23 protein-coding genes are annotated in these 25,601 nt (G+C 69.9%); 21 read left to right on the plus strand and 2 right to left on the minus strand.

Annotated elements, in window-relative coordinates; genetic code table 11:
• The first annotated feature begins 36 nt into the window (after positions 1-36).
• The gene (gene hisD, locus HNR02_RS24655) at positions 37-1,392 is read left to right on the plus strand and encodes a histidinol dehydrogenase (protein ID WP_179775487.1); all 1,356 of its coding nucleotides are present in this window, start codon (positions 37-39) and stop codon (positions 1,390-1,392) included.
• 39 nt (positions 1,393-1,431) lie between these two features.
• Positions 1,432-2,868, plus strand: a complete 1,437-nt coding sequence (locus HNR02_RS24660; RefSeq protein WP_179775488.1) for an amino acid permease — start codon at positions 1,432-1,434, stop codon at positions 2,866-2,868.
• Positions 2,869-3,074: 206 nt separating this feature from the next.
• Here HNR02_RS24660 and HNR02_RS24665 read toward each other — a convergent pair whose 3' ends face one another.
• Positions 3,075-3,884, minus strand: coding sequence for an IclR family transcriptional regulator (locus tag HNR02_RS24665; protein WP_179775489.1), 810 nt, complete (start codon positions 3,882-3,884; stop codon positions 3,075-3,077).
• 200 nt (positions 3,885-4,084) lie between these two features.
• On the opposite strand from HNR02_RS24665, the gene HNR02_RS24670 reads away from it, so the two are divergent.
• The 10 genes from HNR02_RS24670 (at position 4,085) to HNR02_RS36820 (ending at position 14,939) form a co-directional block, all read left to right on the plus strand.
• A complete protein-coding gene (locus HNR02_RS24670) occupies positions 4,085-4,591 on the plus strand; it encodes a MaoC/PaaZ C-terminal domain-containing protein (RefSeq protein ID WP_179775490.1) in 507 nt (168 codons plus the stop codon).
• The gene (locus HNR02_RS24675) at positions 4,591-5,346 is read left to right on the plus strand and encodes an SDR family NAD(P)-dependent oxidoreductase (RefSeq protein WP_179775491.1); all 756 of its coding nucleotides are present in this window, start codon (positions 4,591-4,593) and stop codon (positions 5,344-5,346) included. The genes HNR02_RS24670 and HNR02_RS24675 overlap by 1 nt, the downstream gene beginning before the upstream one ends.
• Positions 5,343-6,962 carry an acyl CoA:acetate/3-ketoacid CoA transferase gene (locus HNR02_RS24680; protein WP_179775492.1) on the plus strand — a complete coding sequence of 540 codons (1,620 nt, stop codon included), beginning with the start codon at positions 5,343-5,345 and terminating at the stop codon, positions 6,960-6,962. The genes HNR02_RS24675 and HNR02_RS24680 overlap by 4 nt, the downstream gene beginning before the upstream one ends.
• On the plus strand, positions 6,959-8,215 hold the full coding sequence (locus tag HNR02_RS24685) for a CaiB/BaiF CoA transferase family protein (RefSeq protein ID WP_179775493.1): 1,257 nt from the start codon (positions 6,959-6,961) through the stop codon (positions 8,213-8,215). Before HNR02_RS24680 ends, HNR02_RS24685 begins: the two co-directional genes overlap by 4 nt.
• Positions 8,216-8,237: 22 nt before the next feature.
• Positions 8,238-9,413 (plus strand): DUF993 family protein, encoded by a 1,176-nt coding sequence (locus HNR02_RS24690; RefSeq protein ID WP_312861124.1) that lies wholly within the window; start codon positions 8,238-8,240, stop codon positions 9,411-9,413.
• The gene (locus tag HNR02_RS24695) at positions 9,410-10,789 is read left to right on the plus strand and encodes a four-carbon acid sugar kinase family protein (protein ID WP_179775494.1); all 1,380 of its coding nucleotides are present in this window, start codon (positions 9,410-9,412) and stop codon (positions 10,787-10,789) included. Before HNR02_RS24690 ends, HNR02_RS24695 begins: the two co-directional genes overlap by 4 nt.
• Positions 10,786-11,775 (plus strand): D-erythronate dehydrogenase, encoded by a 990-nt coding sequence (denD, locus tag HNR02_RS24700; RefSeq protein WP_179775495.1) that lies wholly within the window; start codon positions 10,786-10,788, stop codon positions 11,773-11,775. The genes HNR02_RS24695 and denD overlap by 4 nt, the downstream gene beginning before the upstream one ends.
• Positions 11,772-13,118: an MFS transporter gene (locus tag HNR02_RS24705; RefSeq protein ID WP_179775496.1), complete on the plus strand. Its 1,347-nt coding sequence runs from the start codon at positions 11,772-11,774 to the stop codon at positions 13,116-13,118. The genes denD and HNR02_RS24705 overlap by 4 nt, the downstream gene beginning before the upstream one ends.
• Positions 13,115-14,023 carry a class II fructose-bisphosphate aldolase gene (locus HNR02_RS24710; protein ID WP_179775497.1) on the plus strand — a complete coding sequence of 303 codons (909 nt, stop codon included), beginning with the start codon at positions 13,115-13,117 and terminating at the stop codon, positions 14,021-14,023. Before HNR02_RS24705 ends, HNR02_RS24710 begins: the two co-directional genes overlap by 4 nt.
• 472 nt (positions 14,024-14,495) lie before the next feature.
• The gene (locus HNR02_RS36820) at positions 14,496-14,939 is read left to right on the plus strand and encodes an SDR family NAD(P)-dependent oxidoreductase (protein WP_179775498.1); all 444 of its coding nucleotides are present in this window, start codon (positions 14,496-14,498) and stop codon (positions 14,937-14,939) included.
• Positions 14,940-14,996: 57 nt separating this feature from the next.
• Here HNR02_RS36820 and HNR02_RS24720 read toward each other — a convergent pair whose 3' ends face one another.
• On the minus strand, positions 14,997-15,920 hold the full coding sequence (locus HNR02_RS24720) for a cyclase family protein (RefSeq protein WP_179775499.1): 924 nt from the start codon (positions 15,918-15,920) through the stop codon (positions 14,997-14,999).
• Positions 15,921-15,964: 44 nt separating this feature from the next.
• On the opposite strand from HNR02_RS24720, the gene kce reads away from it, so the two are divergent.
• The 9 genes from kce to HNR02_RS24765 all read left to right on the plus strand — a co-directional run bounded on the left by kce (position 15,965) and on the right by HNR02_RS24765 (position 25,539).
• Positions 15,965-17,239 (plus strand): 3,5-dioxohexanoate:acetyl-CoA acetone transferase, encoded by a 1,275-nt coding sequence (gene kce / locus HNR02_RS24725; protein WP_218903076.1) that lies wholly within the window; start codon positions 15,965-15,967, stop codon positions 17,237-17,239.
• A gap of 61 nt (positions 17,240-17,300) precedes the next feature.
• Positions 17,301-18,008 (plus strand): GntR family transcriptional regulator, encoded by a 708-nt coding sequence (locus HNR02_RS24730; protein WP_218903078.1) that lies wholly within the window; start codon positions 17,301-17,303, stop codon positions 18,006-18,008.
• A gap of 166 nt (positions 18,009-18,174) precedes the next feature.
• Positions 18,175-19,230: a zinc-dependent alcohol dehydrogenase gene (locus tag HNR02_RS24735; protein WP_179775501.1), complete on the plus strand. Its 1,056-nt coding sequence runs from the start codon at positions 18,175-18,177 to the stop codon at positions 19,228-19,230.
• Positions 19,231-19,240: 10 nt separating this feature from the next.
• The gene (locus HNR02_RS24740) at positions 19,241-20,095 is read left to right on the plus strand and encodes an FAD binding domain-containing protein (protein ID WP_179775502.1); all 855 of its coding nucleotides are present in this window, start codon (positions 19,241-19,243) and stop codon (positions 20,093-20,095) included.
• The gene (locus HNR02_RS24745; RefSeq protein ID WP_179775503.1) at positions 20,092-20,589 is read left to right on the plus strand and encodes a (2Fe-2S)-binding protein; all 498 of its coding nucleotides are present in this window, start codon (positions 20,092-20,094) and stop codon (positions 20,587-20,589) included. Before HNR02_RS24740 ends, HNR02_RS24745 begins: the two co-directional genes overlap by 4 nt.
• Positions 20,582-22,948, plus strand: coding sequence for a xanthine dehydrogenase family protein molybdopterin-binding subunit (locus HNR02_RS24750; protein ID WP_179775504.1), 2,367 nt, complete (start codon positions 20,582-20,584; stop codon positions 22,946-22,948). Before HNR02_RS24745 ends, HNR02_RS24750 begins: the two co-directional genes overlap by 8 nt.
• 38 nt (positions 22,949-22,986) lie before the next feature.
• Positions 22,987-24,264: a Tm-1-like ATP-binding domain-containing protein gene (locus tag HNR02_RS24755; RefSeq protein WP_179775505.1), complete on the plus strand. Its 1,278-nt coding sequence runs from the start codon at positions 22,987-22,989 to the stop codon at positions 24,262-24,264.
• Between the two features lie 53 nt (positions 24,265-24,317).
• Entirely contained in the window at positions 24,318-24,971 is a 654-nt protein-coding gene (locus HNR02_RS24760; RefSeq protein WP_179775506.1) for a histidine phosphatase family protein, read from the plus strand.
• A 52-nt stretch (positions 24,972-25,023) separates the two neighbouring features.
• Positions 25,024-25,539, plus strand: a complete 516-nt coding sequence (locus HNR02_RS24765) for a gamma carbonic anhydrase family protein (RefSeq protein ID WP_179775507.1) — start codon at positions 25,024-25,026, stop codon at positions 25,537-25,539.
• The last annotated feature ends 62 nt before the right edge of the window (positions 25,540-25,601 follow it).

Below are 25,601 nucleotides of genomic sequence, written 5' to 3' on the forward strand. Positions count from 1 at the left end.
AGTCCTGTGGTCGAACTGTGCTTAACGTGTGCGGCCATGCAGATCACTCCCGCGGAAGCAGATCACCTCGGCCCGCTGACCTGGATCAAGAAGCCGGCCGTCGACGGGCCTCCCGCCCAGCGCCATCCCCAGGTCGTGGAGCGTGTTTCGGAGATCCTGGCCGATGTCGAACGGCACGGCCTCGACGCCGTCCGCCGCTACGCCCGCGAGCTGGACGGCTGGACGGGTGAGCTGGAGATCAGCGCCGCCGAGCTGGCTCGCTCCGGGGACGCTCTCCCCGAGGACGTGCGGTCCTCCCTGGAGACCGGCTGTGACCGGACCCGCCGGTTCGCCCTTGCGCAGCGCGAGCACCTCGTCGACTTCGAGATCGAACTCGCTCCCTCGGTCGTCGGCGGACAGCGCTACGTTCCGGTCAACCGCGTCGGCGCCTACCTGCCCGCGGGCCGTTTCCCCTTGCTGGCCAGTGCGTTCATGACCGTGAACGTGGCGAAGGCCGCGGGCGTGCCGACGGTACTGGCCTGCACGCCGCCCACCGGTGAGCACGGCGCACACCCCGCGGTGCTCTACGGTGCCCACCTTTCCGGCGCGGACCGTGTCTTCGCGGTCGGTGGAGTCCAGGCGCTGGGAGCGCTCGCGTTCGGACTGCTGGGCGAGCAGCCGGTCGACATGCTCGTGGGCGCCGGCAACGCGTTCGTCACCGAAGCCAAGCGGCAGCTGTTCGGCCAGGTCGGGATCGACCTGCTCGCCGGTCCCTCGGAAGTGGCCGTGCTCGCGGACGAGACGGCTGATCCGGAGTGGGTGGCGGCCGATCTGCTCGGCCAGGCCGAGCACGGCCCCAACTCGCCGGCGGCTCTGATCACCACGTCCGAGTTGCTCGGTCGTGAGGTCGCGGCCGCGATCGAACGGCAGCTGGCGGGCCTGAGCACCCGCGAGGTCGCGGGCCCCGCCTGGCGCGACTTCGGCTCGATCATCGTGGCGAGCGATCCCGCGCAGGCCGTGGCCGTGAGCGACGTCCTCGGCCCCGAGCACCTGGAAATCCAGACCGCGGACGACGACTACTATCTCAAGGAACTCACCAACTACGGTTCCCTGTTCCTGGGACGCTGGTCCACGGTGGCCTATTCGGACAAGGGCATCGCCGGGACCAACCACGTGCTGCCGACCGGTAAGACAGCACGCTACAACGCCGGCTTGTCGGTGTCGCGATTCCTCAAGCCGCTGACCTACCAGCGCGCCCGGCGCGAGGGCACCGCGTACCTGGCGCCCGCGGTCGAGCGGATCTCCGCGTTCGAAGGACTGGCTGCCCACGAGGCGACCGCGACGATCCGCATCGAAGAGATCGGCAGGCACTCCGGGGCGTTCGAAGGCACGCCCGCGGTCGACCGTCACTGACCCCACGTCCCGATCGGTTCCCCACGTCGAGGAGCAACGATGTCCCAGCCCCCGGAACGGGCGAACAGCGCCGGTAATACGCTGACGACCGGCCTGAAAGGCCGTCAGATCACCATGATCTCCATCGGTGGGGTCATCGGCGCCGGCCTGTTCGTCGGCTCGTCGGCCGCGATCAGCGCGGCCGGCCCCGCTGTCCTGATCTCGTTCCTGCTCGCCGGCGCGCTGGTGGTTCTCGTGATGCGCATGCTCGGTGAAATGGCCGTGGCGAACCCCGACACGGGCTCGTTCTCGACCTACGCCGACCGGGCGCTGGGACGCTGGGCAGGTTTCTCGATCGGCTGGCTGTACTGGTGGTTCTACGTGCTGGTCATCCCGATCGAGGCGATCGCGGCAGGCAAGATCCTCGGCGGCGCCCTCGGCCTGCCGACGTGGCTTCCGGCACTGGTGGTCATCCTGTTGCTCGCGGGCAGCAATCTGCTGGCGGTGCGCAACTACGGAGAATTCGAGTACTGGTTCGCCCTGCTCAAGGTGGTCGCCATCGTCGGATTCCTCATCATCGGAATCCTCGCACTGACGGGGGTGCTGCCGGCGTCGGACTCCAGCGGGGTCTCCCACCTCTGGGATCGCGGCGGCTTCGCGCCACAGGGGGCCGTCGCGATCCTCACCGGACTGTTGACCGCCATGTTCGCCTTCCAGGGCAGCGAGATCGTCACGATCGCGGCCGCGGAGTCCAGCGAGCCGAAACGCAACATCAAGAAGGCCATCCGTGCGGTGGTGTGGCGGCTGAGCCTGTTCTACCTGGGCTCGGTGTTCTTCGTCGTCTGCCTGGTGCCCTGGGATTCGCCGGACCTGGAGCAGGGGTCCTACCAGGCGGCGCTCGAACGCGTCGGTATCCCCGGTGCCTCCTGGATCATGGACGTCGTGGTGGTGATCGCGGTGTGCAGCTGTCTCAACTCCGCCATCTACACCGCTTCCCGGATGGCCTACTCACTGGCCAAGCGCGGCGACGCACCTCATGTGCTCGGCCGGACCTCGGCCAACGGGACTCCGCGCAACGCGGTCGTCGCGTCCACCGTCATCGGGATCGCGGCCGTCATCGCGAACTTCGCCGTGCCCGACGTGTTCACCTATCTGATCGCCTCCAGCGGGGCCATCGCGTTGATGATGTACCTGGTCATCGCCATCACGCAGTACGCCACGCGCAGGGGCTCCCGAGGCATCGCGCCCGAGGCGCCGATGTGGGCGTTCCCGTACCTGACGCTGCTCACGATCGCGGGTATCGCGGTGGTCCTCGTGGTCATGGCCATCCTGCCCGGTCATCGACTCGAGTTGTGGCTCTCCCTGGGGCTGGCCCTCGTCCTGGTGGCGGCCGGGGTGCTTCTTCAGCGGGGAAGTGCCGGAACCAGGACCGCATCGTCACTTCGAACCGGCACGGACGCTGGTCCGGCGGCTCCGCCCGAGCGATCCCGTTCTTGACGCGGTCGGCCTCAGCGTCCACAAAGGTCCCGGCCGGACCGTCCCGGTTTCCGGTGCGCGAGCGAACGGCGGCGGATAGTCGCCGTCCGGCACGACGGAGGCCGGTCCATCCGGGACATCGCGGGGAGTGATCGGGGACTGGGCGCGAGCCGGCCGGCTCGCGGGCCGGGTGTTCAGGCGCGGACGGGGTCCCTCCAGGGATTGCGTCAGCCCGCGACGCCGAGCTGGTTGTGCGCGCGCAGTTCCTGCGACAGGCCGCCGGCCAGACCGGACAGCTCCGCGGCCGTGGCGAGCAGGCTGGGTGCCAGTTCTTCCATGCGGGCGTTCGGGAACTGAAGGCTCGGTCCGGCGATGCTGACGACTCCCAGCGGCGCTCCGTTGTCCGGGTCGACCAGCGGCGCGGCCATCGCCGAAATGCCCTCTTCCACGCTGTCGTGCACGCGGGCCCAGCCGGTGGCCCTGGCCTCCTGGATCCGTTCCTGTACCTCGGTCAGTGTGCGGGGCGCGTTGTGGCCGGCGGGGTGCCGGTCATCCGGTTTCTGCCGGGCGACCAGGCGGAGCGCCTCGTCGTCGCCGAGCCGCGACAGCCAGGCGAGTCCGCTCGCCGACGAGCCGAACGGGATCTCCGAACCGTGGTCGGGGTCGTAGCGCAGACCACCCCGGGCGCCCTGCGATTTGGCGACCCACAGCAGTTGCTCGCCGTCGACCAGGCCCAGCCGCACCAGTTGCCCGGATTCGGCCGCGAGCCGGGCGAGCACCGGCACGGCCAGTTCGAAGATGGTGCTGCTGGCGAGGTGGCGCAGGCCGAGGCTGACGATCTTCAGCGTCAGCGCGTAGTTCCCGGTGGGCTCCAGCTGGCGCACGAAGCCCTCCTCGACGAGGGTGACGAGGATGCGGTGCGCGGCGCTCTTCGGCAGATCGACGCTCTCGGCGATCCGGGCCAGCGGCACCCCGTCGGGAGAGCCGATCAGGCACTGCAGAACCCCGAGACCGCGTGACAACGCTCCTGCCGCCATGACTCCCGCTCTCCGCCGCACCGCAGTCCGGCAAGGGTAGCCGAGCGCCGCCCTCGCGTCGCCCGGGTGTGGTGACCTCGTGCCCACCTTAGCAGAATGGTGTTCCACTTTCGAATGGTGTTCCGATTGTGTAAGGTTCCGATGTCGACGGAGACCGCCCTCGACGACAGCGGTGTCGGGGCAGAGGAAGGAAGTCAGGTATGGGCAAGGAGATCCCGCGTCAGGGGCTGCTGTACGAAGACCTGTCGGTCGGGCTCTCGTTCCGCAGTCCGGGTCGCACGATCACCGACGCGGACGTGATCGGGTTCGCCGGGCTCACCGGGGATTATTCCGAGGTGCACACGAGCGACGTCTATGCGCGGGCGAGCCAGTTCGGGCGGCGTATCGCTCACGGGATGCTCGGGCTGGCCTACGCCCACGGTCTGATGTGGCCGCGCACCGAACTGCTGCGCGGCACCGCAATCGCGTTCCTCGGCATCAAGGACTGGCGGTTCGTCGCACCGATCTTCCTCGGGGACACGATCTTCGTGAACTACTCCGTCGCGGACATGCGGGATTCGAAGTCCAAACCGGACCAGGCCATCGTGACCTTCGACGTCGAGGTGGTGGACCAGGACGGCCGCGTGTGCCAGCGAGGGCAGAAGGTCGAGCTGCTGTCCAAGGTGCCGCTCGACGGCGTCACCGCGAGCGAGCGGACCGCCGGCTGATGGCGGACCGGTTCGCCGGACGGCGAGCACTCGTCACCGGCGCCGGCCGGGGGATCGGAGGCGCGATCGCCGACCGGCTCGCCACCGAGGGCGCTGAAGTGGTCGTAGCCGACGTCGACCCGGCGCAGGCGCAGGCGGTCGTGAAAACACTGCAGGACAAGGGGGTACGAGCTCACGCGTGCACGCTGGACGTCGCCGTGCCGGCGTCGTTCGACGAGCTGGACCAGCCGCTGGACGTCGTCGTCGCGAACGCCGGCATCCAGACCTTCGCCCCCGCAGCGGAACTGGACGCCGCCGACTGGGACCGCGTGCTCGACATCAACGCGCGAGGTGCCCTGCTCACCCTGCAGCTGGCCGCGAGGCTCTTGCGCGACGGGGGTTCCGTCGTCACCGTCTCCTCCATCCAGGCGCTGCTGCCCAACCCGTTCTCGCCCCACTACGCCGCGTCCAAGGCGGCCGTGCTGAGCCTGACCAGGTCGTTCGCCGCCGCGCTCGCGCCGCGCGGTATCCGGGTCAACGCCGTGGCGCCGGGCCGGATCGACACCGCCATGTCGGACCTCGGCAGCACCGAAACCGGGCGTCTGACCGGCCAGGATCCCGCCGAGACGCTGGCGCGGCGGATCGCGGCCAATCCGCTCGGCCGGATCGGCCGTCCCGATGAGGTCGCCGCCGCGGTCGCGTTCCTCGCCTCCGACGACGCGTCCTACATCACCGGCGAATGCGTCAACGTGTGCGGTGGGGACGTGATGGTGTGATCCCGCTCGACGCCGCACCCTCCGGACACCGACGCTCGGACCTGCACCTGACGCCCGCCGCGGCCGTGAACCTGATCGCCGATGGCGCGACCGTCGCGGTCGGCGGCACAGGATCCCTGCTGCAGGTGCCTGAAACGCTGCTCACCGCGCTCGAACAGCGGTGGGAGACCGACCACGGCCCGGCCGGGCTCGACGTCGTGCACGTGATGGGGCTGGGCGACCACGAAGGCCGCGGCATCGACCACATCGCGATTCCGGGCCTGGTGCGCCGGTTCATCGGATCCCACTTCGTGCTCTCGCCACGGCAACAGGCCCTCATCGCGGGCAACGAGGTCGAGGCGATCGGCCTGCCCGCCGGCACGATCTCCCTGCTGTACCGGGAAATCGCCGCGCGCAGGCCGGGCCTGTTCACCGACATCGGCCTCGGCACCTTCGTCGACCCGCGACAGCAGTGGGGCCGGATGAACAGCCGTACCCCCGAGGGGCTCAGCGAACTGGTCACCCTCCGCGGCCAGGAATGGCTGTTCTACCCGGGCTTCGACCTCGACGTCGCGTTGCTGCGCGCGACCGAGGCGGACGTCGACGGCAACATCGGCATGGACGACGAAGCCGCCATCGGCGACAACCTCGCCCTCGCCCAGGCTGCCCACAACAGCGGTGGCCTCGTGATCGTCGAAGTCAAACGACTCGTCGACCGCGGGGAGATCCCGGCAGGCCGGGTGCGCATCCCGGGCCCCCTGGTCGACCACGTCGTGCTCACCGGCTACCCGAAACAGACACCGGTCACCGTCGACGACCCGAGGCGCACCGGAACCGTGCCCAACCAGCCGACGGAGGTCGAGCCGCTGCCGTTCGACGAGCGCAAGGTCGTCGCCCGCCGCGCCGCGGTCGAACTGTGTGAAGGGGACCTGGCCAACCTCGGCGTCGGCATGGCCAACGGCATCAGCTACGTCGCTCTGGAGGAAGGCTTCCTCGACCGGTTCACCCTCACGGTCGAGCAGGGCATCTTCGGCGGCCTGCCGGGCGTGGGCCTGGACTCGGGCACCGCGATCAACCCCTCGGCCATCGTCGACATGCCCGGCCAGTTCGACCTCTACGATGGCGGCGGGCTCGACTTCGCGGGGCTCGCGTTCGCCGAGATCGACCGGCGCGGCAACGTCAACGTCGCGGCCGCCGGCGGCAAGCCGATCGGACCCGGCGGCTTCATCGACATCAGCCAGAAGGCACGCACGATCGTGTTCTGCGGAACCCTGCGTGGCGGCGGCCTCCAAGTCCGCCTTGACGACGGGAAGCTCGCCATCACCACCGACGGCCGCTACCCGAAATTCGTTCCCGAGGTCTCCCACATCAGCTTCAATGCCGAACGGGCCTGCAGGCGCGGGCAACGCGTGCTGTACGTGACCGAACGAGCCGTGTTCCGGCTGACCGGCGAGGGTGTGGAGCTCGTCGAGATCGCGCCCGGAGTGGACCTGCACCGGGACGTGCTCGACCGGATGGGATTCGCGCCCGTCCTGCGAACCGAGCCCCGGCTGATGGACCCTCGCCTGTTCCGGGCCGGCCCGGCCGGGCTCAAGCCCCGCCCGCGCCGTGACACAGAAAGGCCGCACCACTCATGACCGACGCGTTCGACGGCATCCGCATCCTCGATTTCACCCAGCTCGAACAGGGCCCCTCGGCGACCCAGGTCCTCGCCGACTTCGGCGCCGAGGTGATCAAGGTGGAGCGGATCGACAAGGGTGAGATCGGCCGGTTCCAGCCGCCGTTCCTCGCCGGCGGCTACAGCCCGCACTGGTCGGCGACCAACCGGAACAAGAAGAGCATCAGCGTCGACGTCAAATCCACGGCCGGACGGGACCTGATCCACACTCTCGCCAAGGACGCCGACATCGTCGCGAGCAACTTCAGGCCCGGCGTGATGGACCGCCTCGGGTTGGGCTGGGAACAGTTGTCGAAGATCAACCCCCGGATCATCGTCGCCTACGCCTCCGGGTACGGGCTGTCCGGTCCCTACACGCACCGGCGCGGCCAGGACCTCGCCGCACAGGCGATCAGCGGGCTCATGGCACTGACCGGCAGCCAGGACACCGGACCGGTGCCGACCGGCACCTTCATGATCGACTACCTGGCCTCGATGCAGTTCGCCCAGGGCATGATGATCGCGCTGGCCGCCCGCGAGAAGACCGGCCGCGGTCAGGTCGTCGACTCCAACCTGCTCAACGCCGCCATCACCAGCCACCTGCAGGAAGGCACCACCTACCTCAACACCGGGCAGCGGTTCGACCGCCCTGGAGCTGGCATCGCGCACGCTCACAACACCGCCCTATACGGCTACTACGAAGCCGCCGACGGCCTGTGGTTCACCCTCATCGGCGAGTTCTACGTGGACCAGCAGTGGCAACGCGCCGCCCGGGCCTGCGACCTCCCGCGGGAGGTCGCCGAGGACCCGCGCTTCCAGACCATCGAAGGCCTGCGCGAACATCCCCGGGAGACACACGGCCTGCTCGCCGACGCCATCGCGAAGTACCCGCGCGCGGAGATCATGGCCCGCTTCGAAGCCGAGGACGTGCTCGTCGCACCCGTCCACGACTACGACGCCGTGTTCGACGACCCGCAGGTCCGGCACAACGGACTGGTACTCGAATCCGAAGTGGACGGTGTCGGTCCGGTCAAGTTCGTCGGCATGCCCGTCTCCCTCTCCGACACGCCCGCCCGGCTGCGCCACGTCCCGCCCACCATCGGAGAGCACAACGACGACGTCCTCACCGCCGCCGGCCTGAGCCCGCAGCGGATCGCCGAACTCAAAGCCGCCGGTGTCGTCGGCTCCGAACGCGACCGCGAACGCGCCGGCGGCGCCGCCGCCTGGTCCTGAACGCCTCAAGGAGAACCACTTCGTGACCACTCTCGCCTCGACCGACCTCGTGCTGCCCACCGCCGGCGGCGGCACCGTCCGGCACGCCATGCACGAACCGGTCGACTACCCGCGCCATCCCGCACCGTTCACCTCGCGCACCGTGCTCGCGGCCGCGCACGTCGTCGCCGACGCCCGCGCCGACTACCAGCCCGGTCAGGCGCCGCCGATCGACTGGGAAGCTACGATCGCCTTCCGCAAGCACTTGTTCAGCTACGGCATCGGCATCGCGGAAGCCATGGACACCACCGAACGCGGCCCTGGCGGGCTGCAGTGGCCGCAGGCGAAGGAACTGATCCGGCTCGGTGTGGCCGCCGCCCGCGAGGCGGGCGCGGCCTGCGTCGCCGGCGCCGGTACCGACCAGATCACCTCGCCCCGTCCGGCTCTGTCCGAAATCGTCGACGCCTACACCGAACAGCTCGAGTTCGTGCAGGCGCAGGGCAGCGCCGCGGTGATCCGCGCCAGTCACGCGCTGGTTGCCGCCGCGAAGTCGGAGGACGACTACCTCGGGGTCTACCGGGACGTGCTCGCCAGGACCGACAAACCCGCGATCGTGCACTGGCTGGGCACCGGCTTCGACCCCACACTCGCCGGCTACTGGGGACACACCGACGTGCGCCGCGCGATGGATGTCGTCATCGACATGGCGCGGGAGAACGCCGACCGCCTCGAAGGCATCAAGTTCAGCCTGCTCGACGAGGAACTGGAAAAGGAGTTCCGCCGCCGCCTGCCCACCGGGGTCAAGGTGTTCACTGGCGACGACTACGGCTACACGAACCTGCTGCTGGGCGACGGGGCGCACCACAGCCACGGCCTGCTCGGCGTGCTCGACCCCCTCGCGCCCATCGCCTCGGCCGCGTTCACCGCCCTCGACGCCGGGGATGAGCAGGGCTTCGCCGACACCCTGAACGCCTCGATCCCCATGGCGGTCAAGATGTTCGAGGCGCCCGCCGACCGGTACAAGGTCGGCACGGTCTTCGTCGCCTGGCTTTCCGGGCACCAGGACCACTTCCGGATGGTCACCGGCCGGGAAGGCATGCGGTCACTGCAGCACCTGACCGACCTGTTCGTCCTCACCGACGCACTCGGCCTGTTCCCCGACCCCGAACTCGCCGCGAACCGCATGCGGCTGTTGCTCGCCGTCGGAGGGGTGGAGTGACCACCGCGCCTCTGCCCCCGGTGCGCAGGGTGACCGCCGCCGATGTGCGCGCGGCACTCGCGGGCGCGCGCCGCGTCGTGTTCCTCGACGACGACCCCACCGGTACCCAGACCGTGCGCGACCTGCCGGTGCTGACGCGGTGGACAGTCGAGGACGTGCGCTGGGCCCTGCGCCAGGACACCGCCGGATTCTTCGTGCTCACCAACACCCGCAGCCTCGCCCCGGCCGACGCCGCGGCGCGCGACCGGGAAGTCGTGACAGCCTGTCTGCGAGCCGCCGAAGGAGAAGGCGCCGGGCTGGTCTTCGCCAGCCGCAGCGACTCCACCCTGCGCGGCCACTTCCCGCTGGAAACCGACGTCATCGGCGAGGTGCTCGCCCAACACGGGGACACCGTGGACGCCGTCGTGCTCGCGCCCGCCTTCACCGACGCCGGACGGGTGACGCTCGGCGGGACGCACTACCTGCGCTCCGCCGACGGCCTGACCCCGGTCGCCGACACCGAGTTCGCGAAGGACGCCACGTTCGGCTTCACCTCCTCCCGTCTGGCCGACTGGGTGACCGAGAAGAGCGCCGGCCGCATCCCCGCCGCGGATGTCACCGAACTGACCCTCGACGACATCCGGGGCGGCACCACGCAGAGCCTGTGCGACCGGCTCAACGGCGTCGTCGTTCTCGACACCGCCGAAGACGACGACCTCCGCGCCGGGGTGCTGGCGATCCTGGCCGCTGAGGAAGCCGGGAAGACACTGGTCTATCGCGTCGGGCCGTCGTTCGTCCGGGCCCGCACCGGACAGGACGCCACACCACCGATCGAGGACGACACCCTCGCCACGCTCCTCCGGCCGGACGCGCACGGACTGGTCGTCGTCGGCTCGCACGTCGGGCTCACCAGCAGGCAACTCGCCAGGCTCGGCGAGCGCCGCCACTTCGCCCACGTCGAACTGGACGTCCCGGCCATCCTCGACGACGCCGAGGACCACATCCACGACGCCGTGGCGCGGGCGGTCGAGGCGCTCGGGAGCGACCTGGTCGTGCTGAGCACGTCCCGCAAGTTGGTCGCCGGCGCCGACGAGGCCGAAAGCCTGGACATCGCCCGGCGGGTCAGTGCCGCGCTCACCACGACCGCCCGCCGGATCGTCCAGGCGCGACGGCCCGCGTTCGTGGTCGCCAAGGGCGGGATCACCTCGTCCGACGTCGCCACCGTCTCGCTGGGCATCGACCGCGCGTGGGTCCGCGGGTCGATGCTGCCCGGGATCGTGTCGCTGTGGGAGCCGGTCTCCGGCCCCGCGCGCGGACTTCCCTACGTCGTGTTCGCCGGCAACGTCGGCGACGAGAACTCACTGGCGGATGTCATCGACCGGCTGGAGGCACTGTGACCACACGGATCGTGATCACTGGAGGTTCCGGATTCCTCGGCACGCTCCTCGCCCGGCGGCTGCTGGCCGGCCCCGTGGCGCTCGGCGGAACGGCTCCCGCCGAGGTCGGCGAGCTGGTCCTCGCCGACCTCGTCCCGCCCCAGGAAGACCTGTCCACCGACCCCCGGGTGCGGCCGCTCGTCGGCGAACTCGGCGACACCGTGCCGGAACTCGGCGAGGTGGACGCGATCTTCCACCTCGCCGGAGTGGTCAGCGGCGCCGCCGAAGCCGATTTCGACCTCGGCATGCGCACCAACCTCGACGGCACCCGTGCCCTGCTGGAGTACGCACGCGGCCTGCCGGCCCCACCGGTGCTGGTGTTCTCCAGCTCGCTCGCGGTGTTCGGCAACGACCCCGCGCTGCCGCCGCTGGACGTAGTGGACGACGATACGGTGCCGCGGCCGCAGTCCAGCTACGGAATCCAGAAGTTCATCGGGGAGCAGCTGGTGGCCGACTACACCCGCAAGGGTTTCGCGCGCGGCCGGTCGGTGCGGCTGATGACGGTGTCCGTCCGGCCCGGTAAACCGAACGCCGCCGCGTCGAGCTTCCTGTCCGGCATCATCCGCGAACCACTGGCAGGGGAGCGCGCGGTGTGCCCCGTCCCCGCCGACACGCCGATCGCGCTGTCCTCACCCCGGCGCACGCTCGAGGGCCTGCTGCGCGCCGCCGAAGTGGACGAGGCCACCTGGGGCAGCCGCACCGCGATGAACCTGCCCGCCCTCACCACCACACCCCGCGACATGGCCGCCGCGCTCGACCGCGTCGCCGGCGCCGGCACCAGCGACCTCATCGACTGGACCGACGACCCGCTCATCGGCGTGATCGTGCGCAGCTGGCCCGCCGTGTTCCGCACCCCCCGTGCGCACTCCCTCGGCCTGGAGCCCGAACAGTCCTTCGACGACATCGTCCGCGACTACCTCAATGACAACCCAGGAGCCCGATCATGACCACCGGCAACGAAGCCGCCGCCCCTGCCGGAAGCGAGGGCCGCCGACCCGCCGGCGATTCCGGAACCGTCCGCACCCCGGCGCAAGTCCGTCGCGTCGCCCTTGCCGGCGGCATCGGCACCCTCATCGAGTACTACGACTACGCCCTCTACGGCTACGTCTCGACGATCATCGCGCCACTGTTCTTCCCCGGCAGCGACCCGGTCGCGTCCCTGCTGGCGGTGCTGGCCGTGTTCGCACTGTCCTATGTGGTCCGCCCGCTCGGCGGGATCTTCTTCGGCTGGGTCGGCGACCGCTACGGGCGCAGGCAGGCGCTGATGGTCACGGTGATCGGCATCGGTGTGGCCAACACCGCGATCGGCGTGCTGCCGACCTACGCCGTGGCCGGGGTACTGGCACCGGTCCTGCTCGTGCTCGTGCGCGTCGCCCAAGGGTTCTTCGCCGGCGGGGAGGTCGGCGGCGCCGCGACGGTGATCGCCGAAGCAGCGCCCCGGGGCAAGCGGGCCCGCTACGGCGCCTTCACCCCCATGGGCACCAACGGCGGCTTCGCGATCGCCTCGGCCGCCATCGGCATCGTCTCCGGCGTGCTGGCCACCCAGCAGCTCAACACCTGGGGCTGGCGCATCCCGTTCCTGATCGGTCTGCCGCTGACCGTCGTCTGCTACTTCGCCCGCCGCATGCTGCCCGACATCGACCAGAAGGTCTCGCTCGGCAAGCACGGCTTCCCGCTCGTGACGGCGCTGAAGAGCTACCCCGGTTCGCTGCTGCAGGCCACCGCCCTCGGAGTCGGCGTCCAGGGCGCGGCCTACATCGGATCGACCTTCATCAGCATCTACCTGGTGTCCAACCTGCACTACCCCAAGTCGCCGGTGTACTGGATCACCGCCGGCGTAACTCTCTTCGCCGTGGCACTGATGCCCTTCACAGGGCGCCTCGCCGACCGCATCGGCACGTTCAAGGTCGCCACGATCGGGCTCGCCGGGTACGCGATCGTCACCTACCCCGCGTTCCTGCTGATGGACATCGGCAACCTCGGCCTGGCAGCGCTCGGCTACGTCGCGATCATGGTGAACATGGCGTTCCTGCAGGTCGCCTCGTTCACCCTGACGCCCCGCCTGTTCCCCGACGAGGTCCGCTACACCGGCACCGCGCTGGCCACCAACATCTCCGTCGTCATCGCCGGCGGCACCGCGCCCTACGTGGCCACCTGGCTCGTCCAGCAGACCCACGACCTGCGCTCGCCCTACTACTTCGTCGCCACGACGTGCCTGATCGGCCTGATCGCGATCGCCACCATGCGCAAGCGGCTCGCCTCCGACTTCGCCGCGGCGGGCGCGCGGTGAGAGCAGACCTCCGGGAGCTGGTGACGCGGCAGGTGAAGGCGGGAGCGGCGGTTCCCGCGTTCACCTGCTACGGCGCCGACACCGCGCTGGCCGTCGTCGCCGCGGCCGAGGCTCTGCGGCTTCCGGTCGTCCTTCTCGTCGCGCCCTCCAGCGCCACCGCCGCCTCCGGTCCGAAGCTGATCGCGACGTTGCGGCACATCGCCGACGACTCGGCCGTGCCGGTCTGCGTCCAGCTCGACCACGCCAAGGACGAGGCGGTGATCCGGAGAGGAATCGACGCCGGCGCCGACGCTGTGCTCGCCGACGGATCACACCTGCCGCCGGAGGACAACGCCGCCTTCGTCCGGCGGGTCCGGCAATTCGCCCGACCCGCCGGAGTGGTGGTGGAAGCGGAGCTCGGAAGCGTGCCCGGGGCCGAAGACCAAGCCGGCGCCCACAGCGCCGACATGGCGGGGAAAACCGATCCGGCGACGGTCAGCCCGTTCCTGACGGCCTCGGGTGCCCAGCTGCTCGCCTGCGGCGTGGGCAACGTGCACGGCCTCTACCGGGGCGAGCCCGCACTCGACTGGCGGCTGCTGGCCGCGATACGCGCGCAGGCGGGCGACGTGCCCCTGGTCCTGCACGGCGCCTCCGGACTGGCCGAGACTGATCTGCGCGCCGCGGCTTCCGCGGGAGTCGGCAAAGTCAACGTCAACACCGAGCTGCGGACAGCCATGCTGGATGCGATCGAGCGAAACATCGCCGCGTGCCGGTCCGCGGGAGAGGACATGCTGACGCTGGCCGGTGCGACGGCCTCGGCCGCGGACGAGGTTGCTCGCCACCTTCTCTCCGTCATGGCCGATGTGTCCGCTCCTTCCGCAGGCATGGGTGTCGTCCGATCCCCGGAACCCGCACAGAGCGGGTGAGTGTGTCGCGGGCGGGACATCTCCGCGACCACGCCGTCCGTGATCCGAGTAGCGGTGCCGGGGGCCGCGTGCCACAGGGGCCGGTCCTGCCCTCACGACCGGTCTGGTCAGCGTGCCCGGCGTGCCCAAGGTGCTCGGTCCTCTCCGCGGCCGGCCGCCCCGCGCACGGTTCCCGATGTGCCGGGCCGGACCCGCCGATCGTGAAACAGTCCCCGTCGGGACGCCGCGGGGGAGTGGTCGTGTCCTCGGTATTCGTCCGGGCCTCCCCGATCGCGGTCCCGCGCGAGGGCGGGTCATCCGCCGGTGCCGTGTGGTTGCGCGGGCAGCGAACTGAAGTACCACGCCGCACCGGCGGAACACCCCGGCCTCGTCGTGCGACTGGGCGGCACCAGCGCCTACTTCCCCCAGCTCTCCCCGGGTATGCGGGAGGAACTCCTCGCGCGCGCGTGCGCGGGGGGCGAGGGCCTGCCGGGTGGAACGCAGCTCCTCGGAACTCGGCAAGGCCACAGCCGGGCACTTTGGACTCTATCCGGCCCGCTTCGGCCGGCTCGACCGCGTCGTCAACAACGTCGGCGCCGGCCTGTTCTCCGTCTTCGAGTCCACGCCGGTGGACACCATCCGGGCGCTGTCCGACACCAACGTCTTCGGGATGACGCAGGTGAGGCGGTCCGCTCTGCCGATCCTCGCGGCCCACGGCGGCGGGCACCCGATCGCGATCAGTTCCTGCGCCGGGATCGTCCCTGCGCCACGAGGCAGCCGCACGCGGGGTCTCGGGCAAGCTCGTCGAGCCCGTTCGCGCGGGCGACCAACTTTCCGGCCCGCGCCGCCGAGAGCGCGCCGGCCGCCCCCGCGAATCAGCGGATCGCCTTGGCGCTCGCCGCATCGCGCCCGCGCAACGTCGGCGACGGTCGGGTGAATCGAGTCCCCGAACAGCGCGAGCACCGCGCCGGCCGGCGAGTCGGGCCTGGGGAGGTCAGACGATGGCGACCGGGTCGAGCATCGAGCCGGTCGCTCCCTCGATCTTGATGGGCAAGGCCACGAACAGGAACTCGTACGCGCGGTCGCGGGCGAGCTCTTCGAGGTAGATCGACTCGAAGAGGTAGATCGCGTTCTCGATGAGCAGCAGCGTGTGCACCGGCTGGGGGTTGGCCGGGTTGCCGGGATCGGGAGCCGGCTGCACTTCGAAGGTCTCGGTATCGCTCCCCGCGGCGACGACCCCGCTGTCGAGCAGCCATCGGGCCGCACTGATGTCCGGTCCGGCGGTCGCGTGGCGGGCCAGTGCTTCGCTGTCGGGCCATTTGCCGAGGTAGCCGGTGCGAACGAGTACGACATCGCCAGGCCGCACCTCGGTGTCCTGGTGCCGTGCGATCGCTTGGAGTTCTTCACCGGTGACCGGGTCCGACTTCGGCAAGGCCGCGACGCCCCGGTAGGCGGGCACGTCGAGCATGACGCCGCGGGTGATGAACGGGGGCAGTTTCGCGGCGTCGCCGTGGCGGGGACCGCCGTCGCCGAGGTGCTCGCGAGCGTTGCCGCCGCCGTACCAGTGGTCGTCCTCGCCGATGGTCATGTGCGCCAGCGCGTCCACATGCGCCCCGCAGTGCGAGGTGGCGCTGACCAGTTCGGCCATGTAGCCGAGGTTGACGTCGTTGCGCGGACCCCACGGCTGGCGGCCTTCGGCGCGCAGGCCGGCCGGAGTGCGCGCCATGTGGACCTGAAACGGCGGGTGGGATCCGAACAGCGGCATACCAGTGAACCGGGGCAGGGACAGCGAGTAGACGTCGCCGCGGTCGGGTAACGCCAGCGCGGCCAGGATCTCCTGCGGCTTCCGGAAGGCCGCGGGCCCGCGCTCGGGGTCGATGCCGGCCGGTTTGCTCTGGCGGTCGGTGTTGACGCTCATGAGGATTTCTCTCCCTCTGCTGAGAACGGCGCCGTGGCGGCGAGGTGTCCGGTGGCGAGGCGCTCGCCCAGTCCTTTCAGGAATGGCTCGGCCTCGTCCAGGACCGGCTCACGGCTGGTGCGAAGTCGTCCGGGGCATGGATCGCGTGCGGGCCCGTGGCCGGCAGCCGCTTGATCGGCGGAGCACACCGGCGCGCCCTTGACGCGCGGGCTCCGCGCCTCGGGGGAACCTGCTCCGGCGATCGCCAGGCGATTCCGCGGCGAAAACCGGTCTCTCCGGCCGCTCCGGCGTCCGGAGTCGCACCGTCCGCAGCTGCGTCGCGGGTCCTTGGCAACGACATGGACGCAGGTTATCATCGATTATCGATAATGAACACGTTGGGAGGGACGATGACGGGCAAGGCGCCGAAGCCGGCGATCATTACCTGCGCTCCGACCGGTGCGATCCACACTCCGACGATGTCGCCGGCGCTGCCGGTCACGCCCGAGGAGATCGCGGAGGCGAGCCTGGCGGCGGCCGGAGCGGGCGCGGCGATCGTGCACCTGCACGTCCGCGACCCGGAGGACGGGCACCCGGTCCAGGACGCCGGCCTGTTCAAGGAGGTCATCGCCGCCGTCAAGGACAAATCCGAGGTGATCATCAACCTCACCACCGGCGGCAGCCCGCACATGAGCGTCGACGAGCGGATCGCCCCCGCGGTTCAGCTGGCCCCCGAACTCGCCTCCCTGAACATGGGATCGATGAACTTCGGGCTGTTCCCCATGCTGACGCGCTTCCCGGATCTCGAGCACGACTGGGAGCGTCGGCACCTGGAGAACAAGGACATCGTCTTCAAGAACACCTACGCCGACATCGAGCGGATCCTCAAGCTCTGCGGTGATCAGGGAACGCGCTTCGAGTTCGAGTGCTACGACACCGCACACCTCTACAACCTCGCCAACATGCTCGATCGCGGGCTGGTCAGGCCGCCACTGTTCATCCAGACGGTGCTCGGTCTGTTCGGCGGGACCGGCGCCGATCTGGAGGACCTGGCGCACCTGCGCCGGACCGCCTTGCGGCTGTTCGGAAACGACTTCGAGTGGTCGGTGGTCGGCGCAGGTGCCGCGCAGCTGCGGCTCGGCTCGATCGCGTTGTCGCTGGGCGGGAACGCCCGCGTCGGGCTGGAGGACTCGTTGTGGGACGGTCCCGGCAAGCTCGCCGAATCGAACGCGGCCCAGGTCCGGCGGATCGCGGAGATGGCCCGGCTGCTCCACCGCGACGTCGCCACGCCGGATGAGACCAGGCGCCGACTGGATCTGAGAGACTCGGTGGGCAAGTGACCACCCGGGGCGCCGCGCGCCCCAGGCGCGAGGCCGCGCATCGATGAAGGAGACCTGCCTGATGGCCGAGAACGGCTTGGCTGCCGAGTTCGGTGGAGACCTGCTGTCGGACAAGGTCAAGCGCTTGGTTCTCGACCGCATCATCCACGGGCACTACAAGCCCGGCGAGCGCGTGGTGGAGTTCCAGCTGTCCAAGGAGCTCGGCATCAGCCAGTCACCGGTGCGCGATGCGCTGCGCGAGCTCGCTGCGATCGGGGTCATCACGATGCACGCCCGGCGCGGTGCGCGGGTGCGCATGCCCAGCGCGAAAGAACTCGCCGACGTCAGTCAGGTGCGTGCCGAGATCGATGGTCTGGCCGCGCGCTTGGCGGTCGCGCGCATGAGCCCGGCGTCTCTTTCCTCGCTCCGGGAACTCGTGGATGACATGCTCGACAAGCTCGCCGACGGGGATTTTCCCGCGGTGACCGACGCTGACGTGCGCTTTCACGAGATCATCGTGCAAGCCTCGGGCAACCGTGCGCTCGAGCAGACCTTCAGCCAGCTGGCTCCCTTCGCGCGGACGTTCCTCACCCTGACGCTGCCGGACGTGGACGTCCGGGAGATCGTGCTCGAGCACCAGGGCATCCTCGAGGCGCTGACAGCCGGGGATGCCGACGGCGCGGCCGAGGCCGCGCGCCGTCACCAGCTCAACGTGCGCTCCCTCATGCTCGACCACGCGTCCGCGACCGGCGGAGTCGACAGCGTTGACGGCGCGGCCCAGGTCTCCTGACCTGGGTTTCCCGAAGTTCCAATCGATTATCGATAGTTCATTGACATAGTGCCACGCGGACATTAGGTTTCGATTATCGATAGAACCTCGTGGCACGCCACGGCCCGCGGAGGAGTGGCCCGGCGCTGTGGACGTTCTTCAACCACGAACGACGCGGAGATCCCGAATGACCGACACCATGCAAGCCCTGGTCGTGCTGAAGCCGAACGTTCTCCAGATCCAGGAGAAGCCGGTTCCGCGGCCGGGGCCGAACGAGGTCCTCGCCAGGGTCCGCTCGACCTCGATCTGCGGTACCGACGCCCACCTGATCAACGGGGACTACCCGGATTTCTGGCCCCCGGCGTTCCCGTTCACCCCTGGCCACGAGTGGGCCGGCGACATCGTCGAACTCGGCCCCGGTGCCGGGGAACTCGGCTGGAAGGTCGGTGACCGGGTTGCCGGCACCAGCCACAACGCCTGCGGCGTGTGCCAGAAGTGCGTCGAGGGGCGCTACAACCTCTGCGAGAACTACGGCAAGCCGGGTCTGCACGCCCAGTACGGGCACAACCACCAGGGTGTGGACGCTACCTACGCGGTGCACAACGTCAAGTGCATTTTCCGGCTTCCCGACCCGGTTTCCTACGACGAGGGCGCGATCATCGACCCGGCCAGCATCGCGTTGCACGTCGCGCGGCGCGGCGGCATCGAACCGGGTGACACGGTGGCGATCACCGGCGCGGGCGCGATCGGCATGCTGGCCGCCGACGCCGCGCGGATCTGCGGGGCGGCCCGCGTGATCGTCGTCGGTCGCGGATACCGGCTGCAGAAGGCCGGCGCGCTGGGGTCGGAGACAGTGGACACCGTGGCGGGTGACCCGGTCGCCGCGGTCAGGGAGCTCACCGGTGGCTTCGGGGCCGACGTCGTGCTGGAGTGCGCCGGCGTGCCGCAAACCCTGACCTGGGCGTTGGCGATGCTGCGCAAAGGCGGGCGCTGCGCGATGGTCGGGATCCCCACCGAGGACGTGCTGCTGGCGTGCAAGTCGCTCGTTCTCGACGAACTGGAGCTCGTGGGGTCGCGGGCCTCGGCCGGGGAGATGCGTCGGGTCATCCCGTTCGTCGCCGACGGCCGCATGCAGGTGGGGGAGCTCATCACGCACCGCTTCCCGCTGGCGGAGTACGAGAAGGCGCTGGCGACCTTCAATGATCGCGGCAGCGGCGCCATGAAGATCATCGTGAATCCCTGAGGTGTCGGTCATGACCAGGTACTACCGGCCGCGAAGCAAGGCCGACGCGCTCGCGGTGCTCGCCGAGGAAGGCTCCGGCGCGCGCCCGCTCGTCGGCGGTACCGACCTGCTCGTCGGGGTCCGCCACCGCACCATCGAGCCAACGGTGATCGTCGATCTGAAGGGCATCGAGGATCTGCCCGCGCCCCTGCGGATCGACGACGACCGCGTACTGATCGGCCCGACCCTGACCCTCGCTGAACTGGCCGCAGACCCGGCCGTACGGGAGTGGTTCCCGTCTCTGGCCGAGGCCGCGCTGACGGTCGGTTCGGTGGCGATCCGCAACCGGGCGAGCCTGATCGGCAACTCCTGCAACGGATCTCCGGCCGCCGACACGGTCCCGGCGATGCTCGTGCACGACGTCACGGTGACGATCGAGTCGGTCGATGGTGCGCGCACCGTGCCGTTGCGGGAGTTCTTCGTCGGACCGCGGCGGACGTTGTGCGGGACAGGAGAGATCGTGACCGGCATCGGCATGAACCGTCCCCCGGCCGGCTACGGATCGGCATTCCAGCGCCTGACCCGGCGGCGTGGGGTGGACCTCGCGACGGTCAGCGTGGCGGCCGGAATCGACCGCCACGGCACCGTCGTGCTCGGGCTTGGCGCGGTCGGGCCGCGGCCGCTGCGGACCCCGCTGGACGAGCCGGTCGACCCGGCCGAGGGGGAGCTGCTCAAGCTCGCGCTCGAGCGCGCCCTGACCGCCGCGACACCGATTTCCGACATCCGGGGCGGACGGGAGTACCGGACCGCGATGCTGGCGGTTCTCGCCCGGCGCGCCGTGCAAGCTGCCGCTGACCGGCGACGCCACGAGGAGGTGCCGGCATGACATCCCATTCGCTCGACGACGTGCAGGACGTCGACATCACCGTCAACGGCTGTGCGCAGCGCCTCACCGTCCCCGGACATCGCACCCTGTTGGAAGCGCTGCGCGAAAACCTGGGGTTGACCGGGACCAAGAGCTGTTGCGCCGAGGGGGAGTGCGGGGCCTGCACCGTCTTCCTGGACGGGCGGGCCGTCAATGCCTGCCTCGTGCTGTGCGCGGAGGTCGCCGGTCACGAGGTGACCACGATCGAAGGTCTGTCCGCGAACGGACCGACGGATCTGCAGGAGGAGTTCCTCGCCAGCGGGGCCGTTCAGTGCGGATTCTGTATTCCCGGGCAGGTCATGTCCGCGGAACACCTGTTGCGCTCGACCCCGCAACCGAGCGAGCCGCAGATCCGCGACGCCCTGTCGGGAAACCTCTGCCGCTGCGCCGGTTACCAGCGCATCGTCCGGGCCGTGCAGGCCACCGCCGTGCGGAGGGCGGCCGACCATGACTGAAACACGCGAACACCCCCTGGTCGAGTCGGCTGCCGCACCCGCTCCGGCCCCGCGCCGCGAGGTCGGAGCGCCCGTCGAGCGCTACGGCGGCGCCGATCGTGCCTGTGGGACCCAGCGTTTCGTGGCCGATCTGCGGTTCCCGGCAGCCGCCCAGGTCGTGCTCGTGTCCGTGCCGGTGGGATGCGCCGAAATTCACCACATCGACGTCGGTGAGGCCACCGCGATGCCCGGTGTCCTGGCCGTCATGACCGCCGCCGACCTGCCGTCGCCGATGCCCCGGTTCGGGGTGTCCCATCAGGACCGGCCGGTGCTGGCCGAGGGCCGCGTCACCTACCACGGCGAACCGGTGGCCGCCGTGGCCGCCGAGACCCTGGAGGTCGCGCAGGCGGCAGCGCGCGCGGTGCGCGTGGACTACACCGAACGCCGCGGCGTCTACTCGATCGAGGACGCACTCGCCGACTCCGCACCGTTGGTCCAGGAACCCGCGATCCGCCCCGACGACCCGCTGGCCGGGACCAACGTGCTGGAGCACGCCCGCTTCGCGTGGGGCGACAACGACGAGGCCGAAGCCTGCACCGGCTTCGTCGTCGAGAACGTCTACACCTTCCCGATGGTCACCCATTTTCCGATCGAACCGGGCGGCACCGTCGTCGTGCCCACCGATCAGGGCGGGCTGGATGTCTACTCGCCCGTGCAGCACCCCTACCTGCTGCAACGCACGATCGCCTCGCTCGTCGGACTTCCGTTGACCCGGGTCCGGGTGCTCGCCCCGGATCCGGGCGGGGCGTTCGGCGGCAAGCAGACACCCAAGCTCGAACCCCTGCTGGCCTTCCTCGCCCTGCTCACCGGCCGGACCTGTCGGCTCGTGCTGTCCCTGGAGCAGACGTTCCAGACGATGCGGCGTGCCGGCTGCCGGATCACCGCGCGCACCGGCTTCACCGACGAGGGCGAGATCACCTTCCACCACGTCGGCGCCGACTTCCAGATCGGCGCCTACGCCGACGTCGCGCCCCGTGTGATGTCCAAGGGCTCGTTCGTGTCCGCCGGCCCGTACCGGATTCCCGCGCTGCGGGTGAACGGGCGCGCGGTGCTGACCAACACCACGCCCAGTACGGCCTTCCGTGGCTTCGGCAGCCCGCAGGTCACCTGGGCGACCGAGAACCAGCTCGACGCGGCGGCCCGCCGCCTCGGCCTGGATGGGCTGGAGATCCGTCGCCGGAACCTGGTCGCTCGCGGTGAGGAGTTCATCCGCGGTGACTCGCCCGCCGCGGCCGACGGTGACTGGGCGCAGAGCCTGGAGAAGGCGGCGCAGCTCATCGGCTGGGATCGTCCGCCGGCGCCCAACCGCGGGCGCGGGATCGCAGTCGGCATCAAACCCGGGGCGACGTCCGGGCTTTCGCAGAGCCTGGTGCGGCTGCTCTCCGATGGCAGTGCGATCGTCTACGCGGGAACCTCGGACATGGGCCAGGGCGCGCGGACGCTGTGGCAGCAGATCCTCAGCGACGAGCTGGGGATCCCGCTGGATCGCGTCACGGTCGTCAGCGGCGACACCAACGCGGTCCCCTTCGATCTGCAGACCTCGGCGAGCCGGTCGACGGTGTTCATGGGCTCGGCCGTGGTGGAAGCCTGTCGCGACGTTCGCGGCAAGGTGCTCGAACTGTTCGCCGAGGCGACCGGCGTGACCGAGGGGGAGCTCGGACACGCTCCGGGAGTGCTGATCACACCGGACGGCGATCTTCCGCTGGTCCGGGCGGCACGGCAAGCCCTCGGTTCCCTGCACGGGGAGTTCATCGGACAGGGAACGCGGCGCCTGCGCGGCGAACGAGGGCACCCGCTCGGCGGTGACGCCGCCTTCTACGAGTTCAACGCCACGGCCATCGAGGTCGAAGTCGATGTGGAAACCGGCGAGCTGCTGCTGACCAAGCACGTCACCGTCAGCGACGTCGGCACCGAACTCAACCCGCTGCAAGTCGTCTCCCAGGACGAAGGAGCGGCCATCATGGGTCTGGGGCACAGTCAGATGGAACAGCTGCTGCTCGACGATCACGGCCGCATCCGCAACCTCGGCGCGCTCGACTACCGGATCCCGACGTTCAACGACGTGCCGGTGGAGTTCGTCAGCGCGGCGATCGAGAACCACGACGGTCCCGGTCCCTACGGATCGAAGGGCATCAGCGAAGGCGCACTTCTGTGCACCGCTGGTGCACTCGGCGCCGCGGTCGCGCACGCGACCGGCGTCGTCATTCCGGACCTGCCCCTCACCCCGGAACGCGTGTGGACAGCACTGCAGACCCGGGGCACGAAACCCCTGACCGGAAACGCAAGAACGGCGAACGAAGGCAACGCCGAACAGTGTTGAGCGCCCCATGGCTGCCGCAGTAACAAAGGAGTTACGCCATGCCCCGGAAACCAGTTGTCTGCCTGGCCGGAACCCTGGACACGAAAGGGACCGAGTACGCCTACGTCCGCGACGCGCTCGTCGCCGCGGGGGTCGACGTGCTGGTCGTCGATTGCGGAGTGCTCGGCGACCCCTACTTCACACCGGACATCTCCGCATCGGAAGTCGCCGCCCGCGCCGGCATCGACCTCGACGACTTCACCGCGAGCATCGAAGGCGCGGGTGGCCGCGCGCTGGCGGTCGCCAAGATGAGCGAAGGACTTCGCGGCCTGCTCACCGGACTCACCGCCGAGGGACGCATCGACGCGGTCGTCGGACTGGGCGGCACAGGGGGCACCGACCTGCTCAGCGGCGCGCTCAAGAACCTCGACATCGGTGTTCCCAAGCTCATCGTGTCCACCATGGCCTCCAACAACACCCGCCCTTACATCGGCCATTCCGACATGATGATGATGAACGCGGTCACCGACATCGCCGGTCTCAACCGCATCTCCAAGCAGATACTGATCAACGCCGCCCATGCCGCGGCCGGCATGGCCAACGGCTACCAGGTCACCAAATCCCACGCCGCGGCCAGCAAACCCCTGATCGCGATCTCGATGTTCGGCGTGACCACACCGGGCGTCATGCGCATCCGGGAGCAGTTGGAGCGCACCGGTTTCGAGGTCGTCACCTTCCACGCGGTCGGGGAAGGCGCGGGCATGGAGCACCTCATCGAGAAGGGCGTCATCGACGGCCTGATCGACTTCACCCTGCCCGAGATCCTCAACCATTGGCACAAGGGCATCTTCGACCCCGGCTGCGAGCGCATGAAAGCCGCCACACGGGCCAGGATTCCGCAGGTCGTGGCCCCCGGTGCGGCCGAGTGCTTCAACTTCGGCGCGCGGGACACCGTTCCCGCCGAGTTCGACACCGAGGACCGCGACATCATCATCCACAACCCGAACGTCACCTCGCTGCTGGCCACCCCCGACGAGATGCGCCGCCTCGGTGAGTACATCGCCGACCACGTCAACCGTTCCGCGGGACCGGCCGCGGTCGGGATCCCTCTGGACGGCCTGGACAACTACTTCAAACCCGGCAGCCAGTGGCACGGCGTGGACGTCACGCCGTTGCTCGATTCGCTGCGCGCCGGGCTGGACCCCTCGATCGAGGTGATCGAGAAGAACGCCAACATCAACGATCCCGAGTTCGCCGACGCCGTGTTCGAGCTGTTCCGGAAGCAGTGGGCACGGCACCGCGAACCGGCGCCGGCCGCTCCCGCGGTGAGCGCCTGACCACGCGGCTCCGACCGCGACCCGCGACTCCCGACCGACCAGAAGGGATACCCATGCCACGCCTGCTGCTCCTGCGCCACAGCGAAGTCGAATCCCACCGGGGAGACGTCCCCATCACCGACAAGGGGGTTCGGATCGCCACCGACGTGGGCCGCCACCTCGGGGCCCGAAAGGGCGGCCGGCTGCGGGTCATCAGCGGTGAGACCCGCCGTGCGAAGGAGACGGCCGCCGCCATTGCCGCCGGGGCCGGTGAGGCCGGTGCCGACGTGGTCGACAGCGGTGTCGCGTTCGCGCTGCGCAATCCCGACCTGTACCTGGCCGGCGTGCGGGTGGACATGGTCAGCAGCGCCGAGAAGTTCGCGGCTCAAGTCCCCGGTCTCGACGCCGACGACGTCCTGCGGGTCTCGTTCTTCAAGGAGTGGCTGACCGTGCCGGACAGGGTCGGCTGGTGGGTGGCGCACCCGGATCCGCCGGGGGACACGGCCGTCGCGGTGGCCACACGCATCCGCGCCTTCGTGCGCAGCGTGATCGACCGCCCCGATGACGCGGACCTGATCGTGGCGATCACGCACTCTCCCGTGCTGCGTGCCTGTGCCCTGGATATCACCGGCACCGACCCCGGCGAGCCGAACTGGGTCTCCGGGATCGAGGCGGAGATCCATCACGACAGGTCGACGACGATGCGTGTCCTGTCCGAAGCGCCCTGATCCGGAACATCCCCGCGGACGCCTGTCCCGGGCTCAGAAAAGGAAGCATTCGATGACCGCATCTGTCGTGACGATCCGCGGTCGAACGCCCCGGGTCTGTCCGACCGCGTGGATCGCTCCCTCGGCCACGGTCGTCGGCGACGTGGCGGTCGGGCCGGGTACGGGCGTCTTCTATGGAGCGGTCCTGCGGGCGGATTGGGAAACGATCACCGTCGGCGCCGGGAGCAACATCCAGGACTGCGCCGTCGTCCACGCCGACCCCGGTTTCCCGGCGCGGGTCGGGAACCGGGTCAGCGTCGGTCACGGAGCGGTCCTGCACGGTTGCCGCATCGAGGACGGCTGCCTGATCGGTATGAACGCCACCGTGCTCAACGGCGCGGTCGTCGGCGCGCAGTCGCTGGTCGCGGCCAATGTGCTCGTCCCGCAAGGAGCAGTCATCCCGCCGCGCTCGCTGGTGGTCGGCGTCCCCGGCCGGGTACGCAGGCAGCTCACCGAAGCCGAGATCGAAGACTGCGCCACCACTGCGGCGAGGTATCAGGAACTGCTCGCCTCCTACCTCGCGTTGTGACCGCCCTGACGCGGTGACGAGCGCACCGCCCGGCGCGGGGTGTCCGGCCCACGACGGTGGTT

It is taken from the genome of Amycolatopsis endophytica, assembly GCF_013410405.1.
Lineage (GTDB): Bacteria > Actinomycetota > Actinomycetes > Mycobacteriales > Pseudonocardiaceae > Amycolatopsis_E > Amycolatopsis_E endophytica.

Excerpts from the sequence above, each read along its gene's own strand:
- HNR02_RS24755 (WP_179775505.1), top strand. The coding sequence starts at position 22,987 with ATGCCCCGGAAACCAGTTGTCTGCCTGGCCGGAACCCTGGACACGAAA.
- HNR02_RS24750 (WP_179775504.1), top strand. The coding sequence starts at position 20,582 with ATGACTGAAACACGCGAACACCCCCTGGTCGAGTCGGCTGCCGCACCC.
- HNR02_RS24760 (WP_179775506.1), top strand. The coding sequence starts at position 24,318 with ATGCCACGCCTGCTGCTCCTGCGCCACAGCGAAGTCGAATCCCACCGG.
- HNR02_RS24705 (WP_179775496.1), top strand. The coding sequence starts at position 11,772 with ATGACCACCGGCAACGAAGCCGCCGCCCCTGCCGGAAGCGAGGGCCGC.
- HNR02_RS24740 (WP_179775502.1), top strand. The coding sequence starts at position 19,241 with ATGACCAGGTACTACCGGCCGCGAAGCAAGGCCGACGCGCTCGCGGTG.
- HNR02_RS24660 (WP_179775488.1), top strand. The coding sequence starts at position 1,432 with ATGTCCCAGCCCCCGGAACGGGCGAACAGCGCCGGTAATACGCTGACG.
- HNR02_RS24665 (WP_179775489.1), bottom strand. The coding sequence starts at position 3,884 with ATGGCGGCAGGAGCGTTGTCACGCGGTCTCGGGGTTCTGCAGTGCCTG.
- HNR02_RS24735 (WP_179775501.1), top strand. The coding sequence starts at position 18,175 with ATGACCGACACCATGCAAGCCCTGGTCGTGCTGAAGCCGAACGTTCTC.
- HNR02_RS24670 (WP_179775490.1), top strand. The coding sequence starts at position 4,085 with ATGGGCAAGGAGATCCCGCGTCAGGGGCTGCTGTACGAAGACCTGTCG.
- HNR02_RS24730 (WP_218903078.1), top strand. The coding sequence starts at position 17,301 with ATGGCCGAGAACGGCTTGGCTGCCGAGTTCGGTGGAGACCTGCTGTCG.
- HNR02_RS24745 (WP_179775503.1), top strand. The coding sequence starts at position 20,092 with ATGACATCCCATTCGCTCGACGACGTGCAGGACGTCGACATCACCGTC.
- HNR02_RS24720 (WP_179775499.1), bottom strand. The coding sequence starts at position 15,920 with ATGAGCGTCAACACCGACCGCCAGAGCAAACCGGCCGGCATCGACCCC.
- HNR02_RS24765 (WP_179775507.1), top strand. The coding sequence starts at position 25,024 with ATGACCGCATCTGTCGTGACGATCCGCGGTCGAACGCCCCGGGTCTGT.
- hisD (WP_179775487.1), top strand. The coding sequence starts at position 37 with ATGCAGATCACTCCCGCGGAAGCAGATCACCTCGGCCCGCTGACCTGG.
- HNR02_RS24685 (WP_179775493.1), top strand. The coding sequence starts at position 6,959 with ATGACCGACGCGTTCGACGGCATCCGCATCCTCGATTTCACCCAGCTC.
- HNR02_RS24675 (WP_179775491.1), top strand. The coding sequence starts at position 4,591 with ATGGCGGACCGGTTCGCCGGACGGCGAGCACTCGTCACCGGCGCCGGC.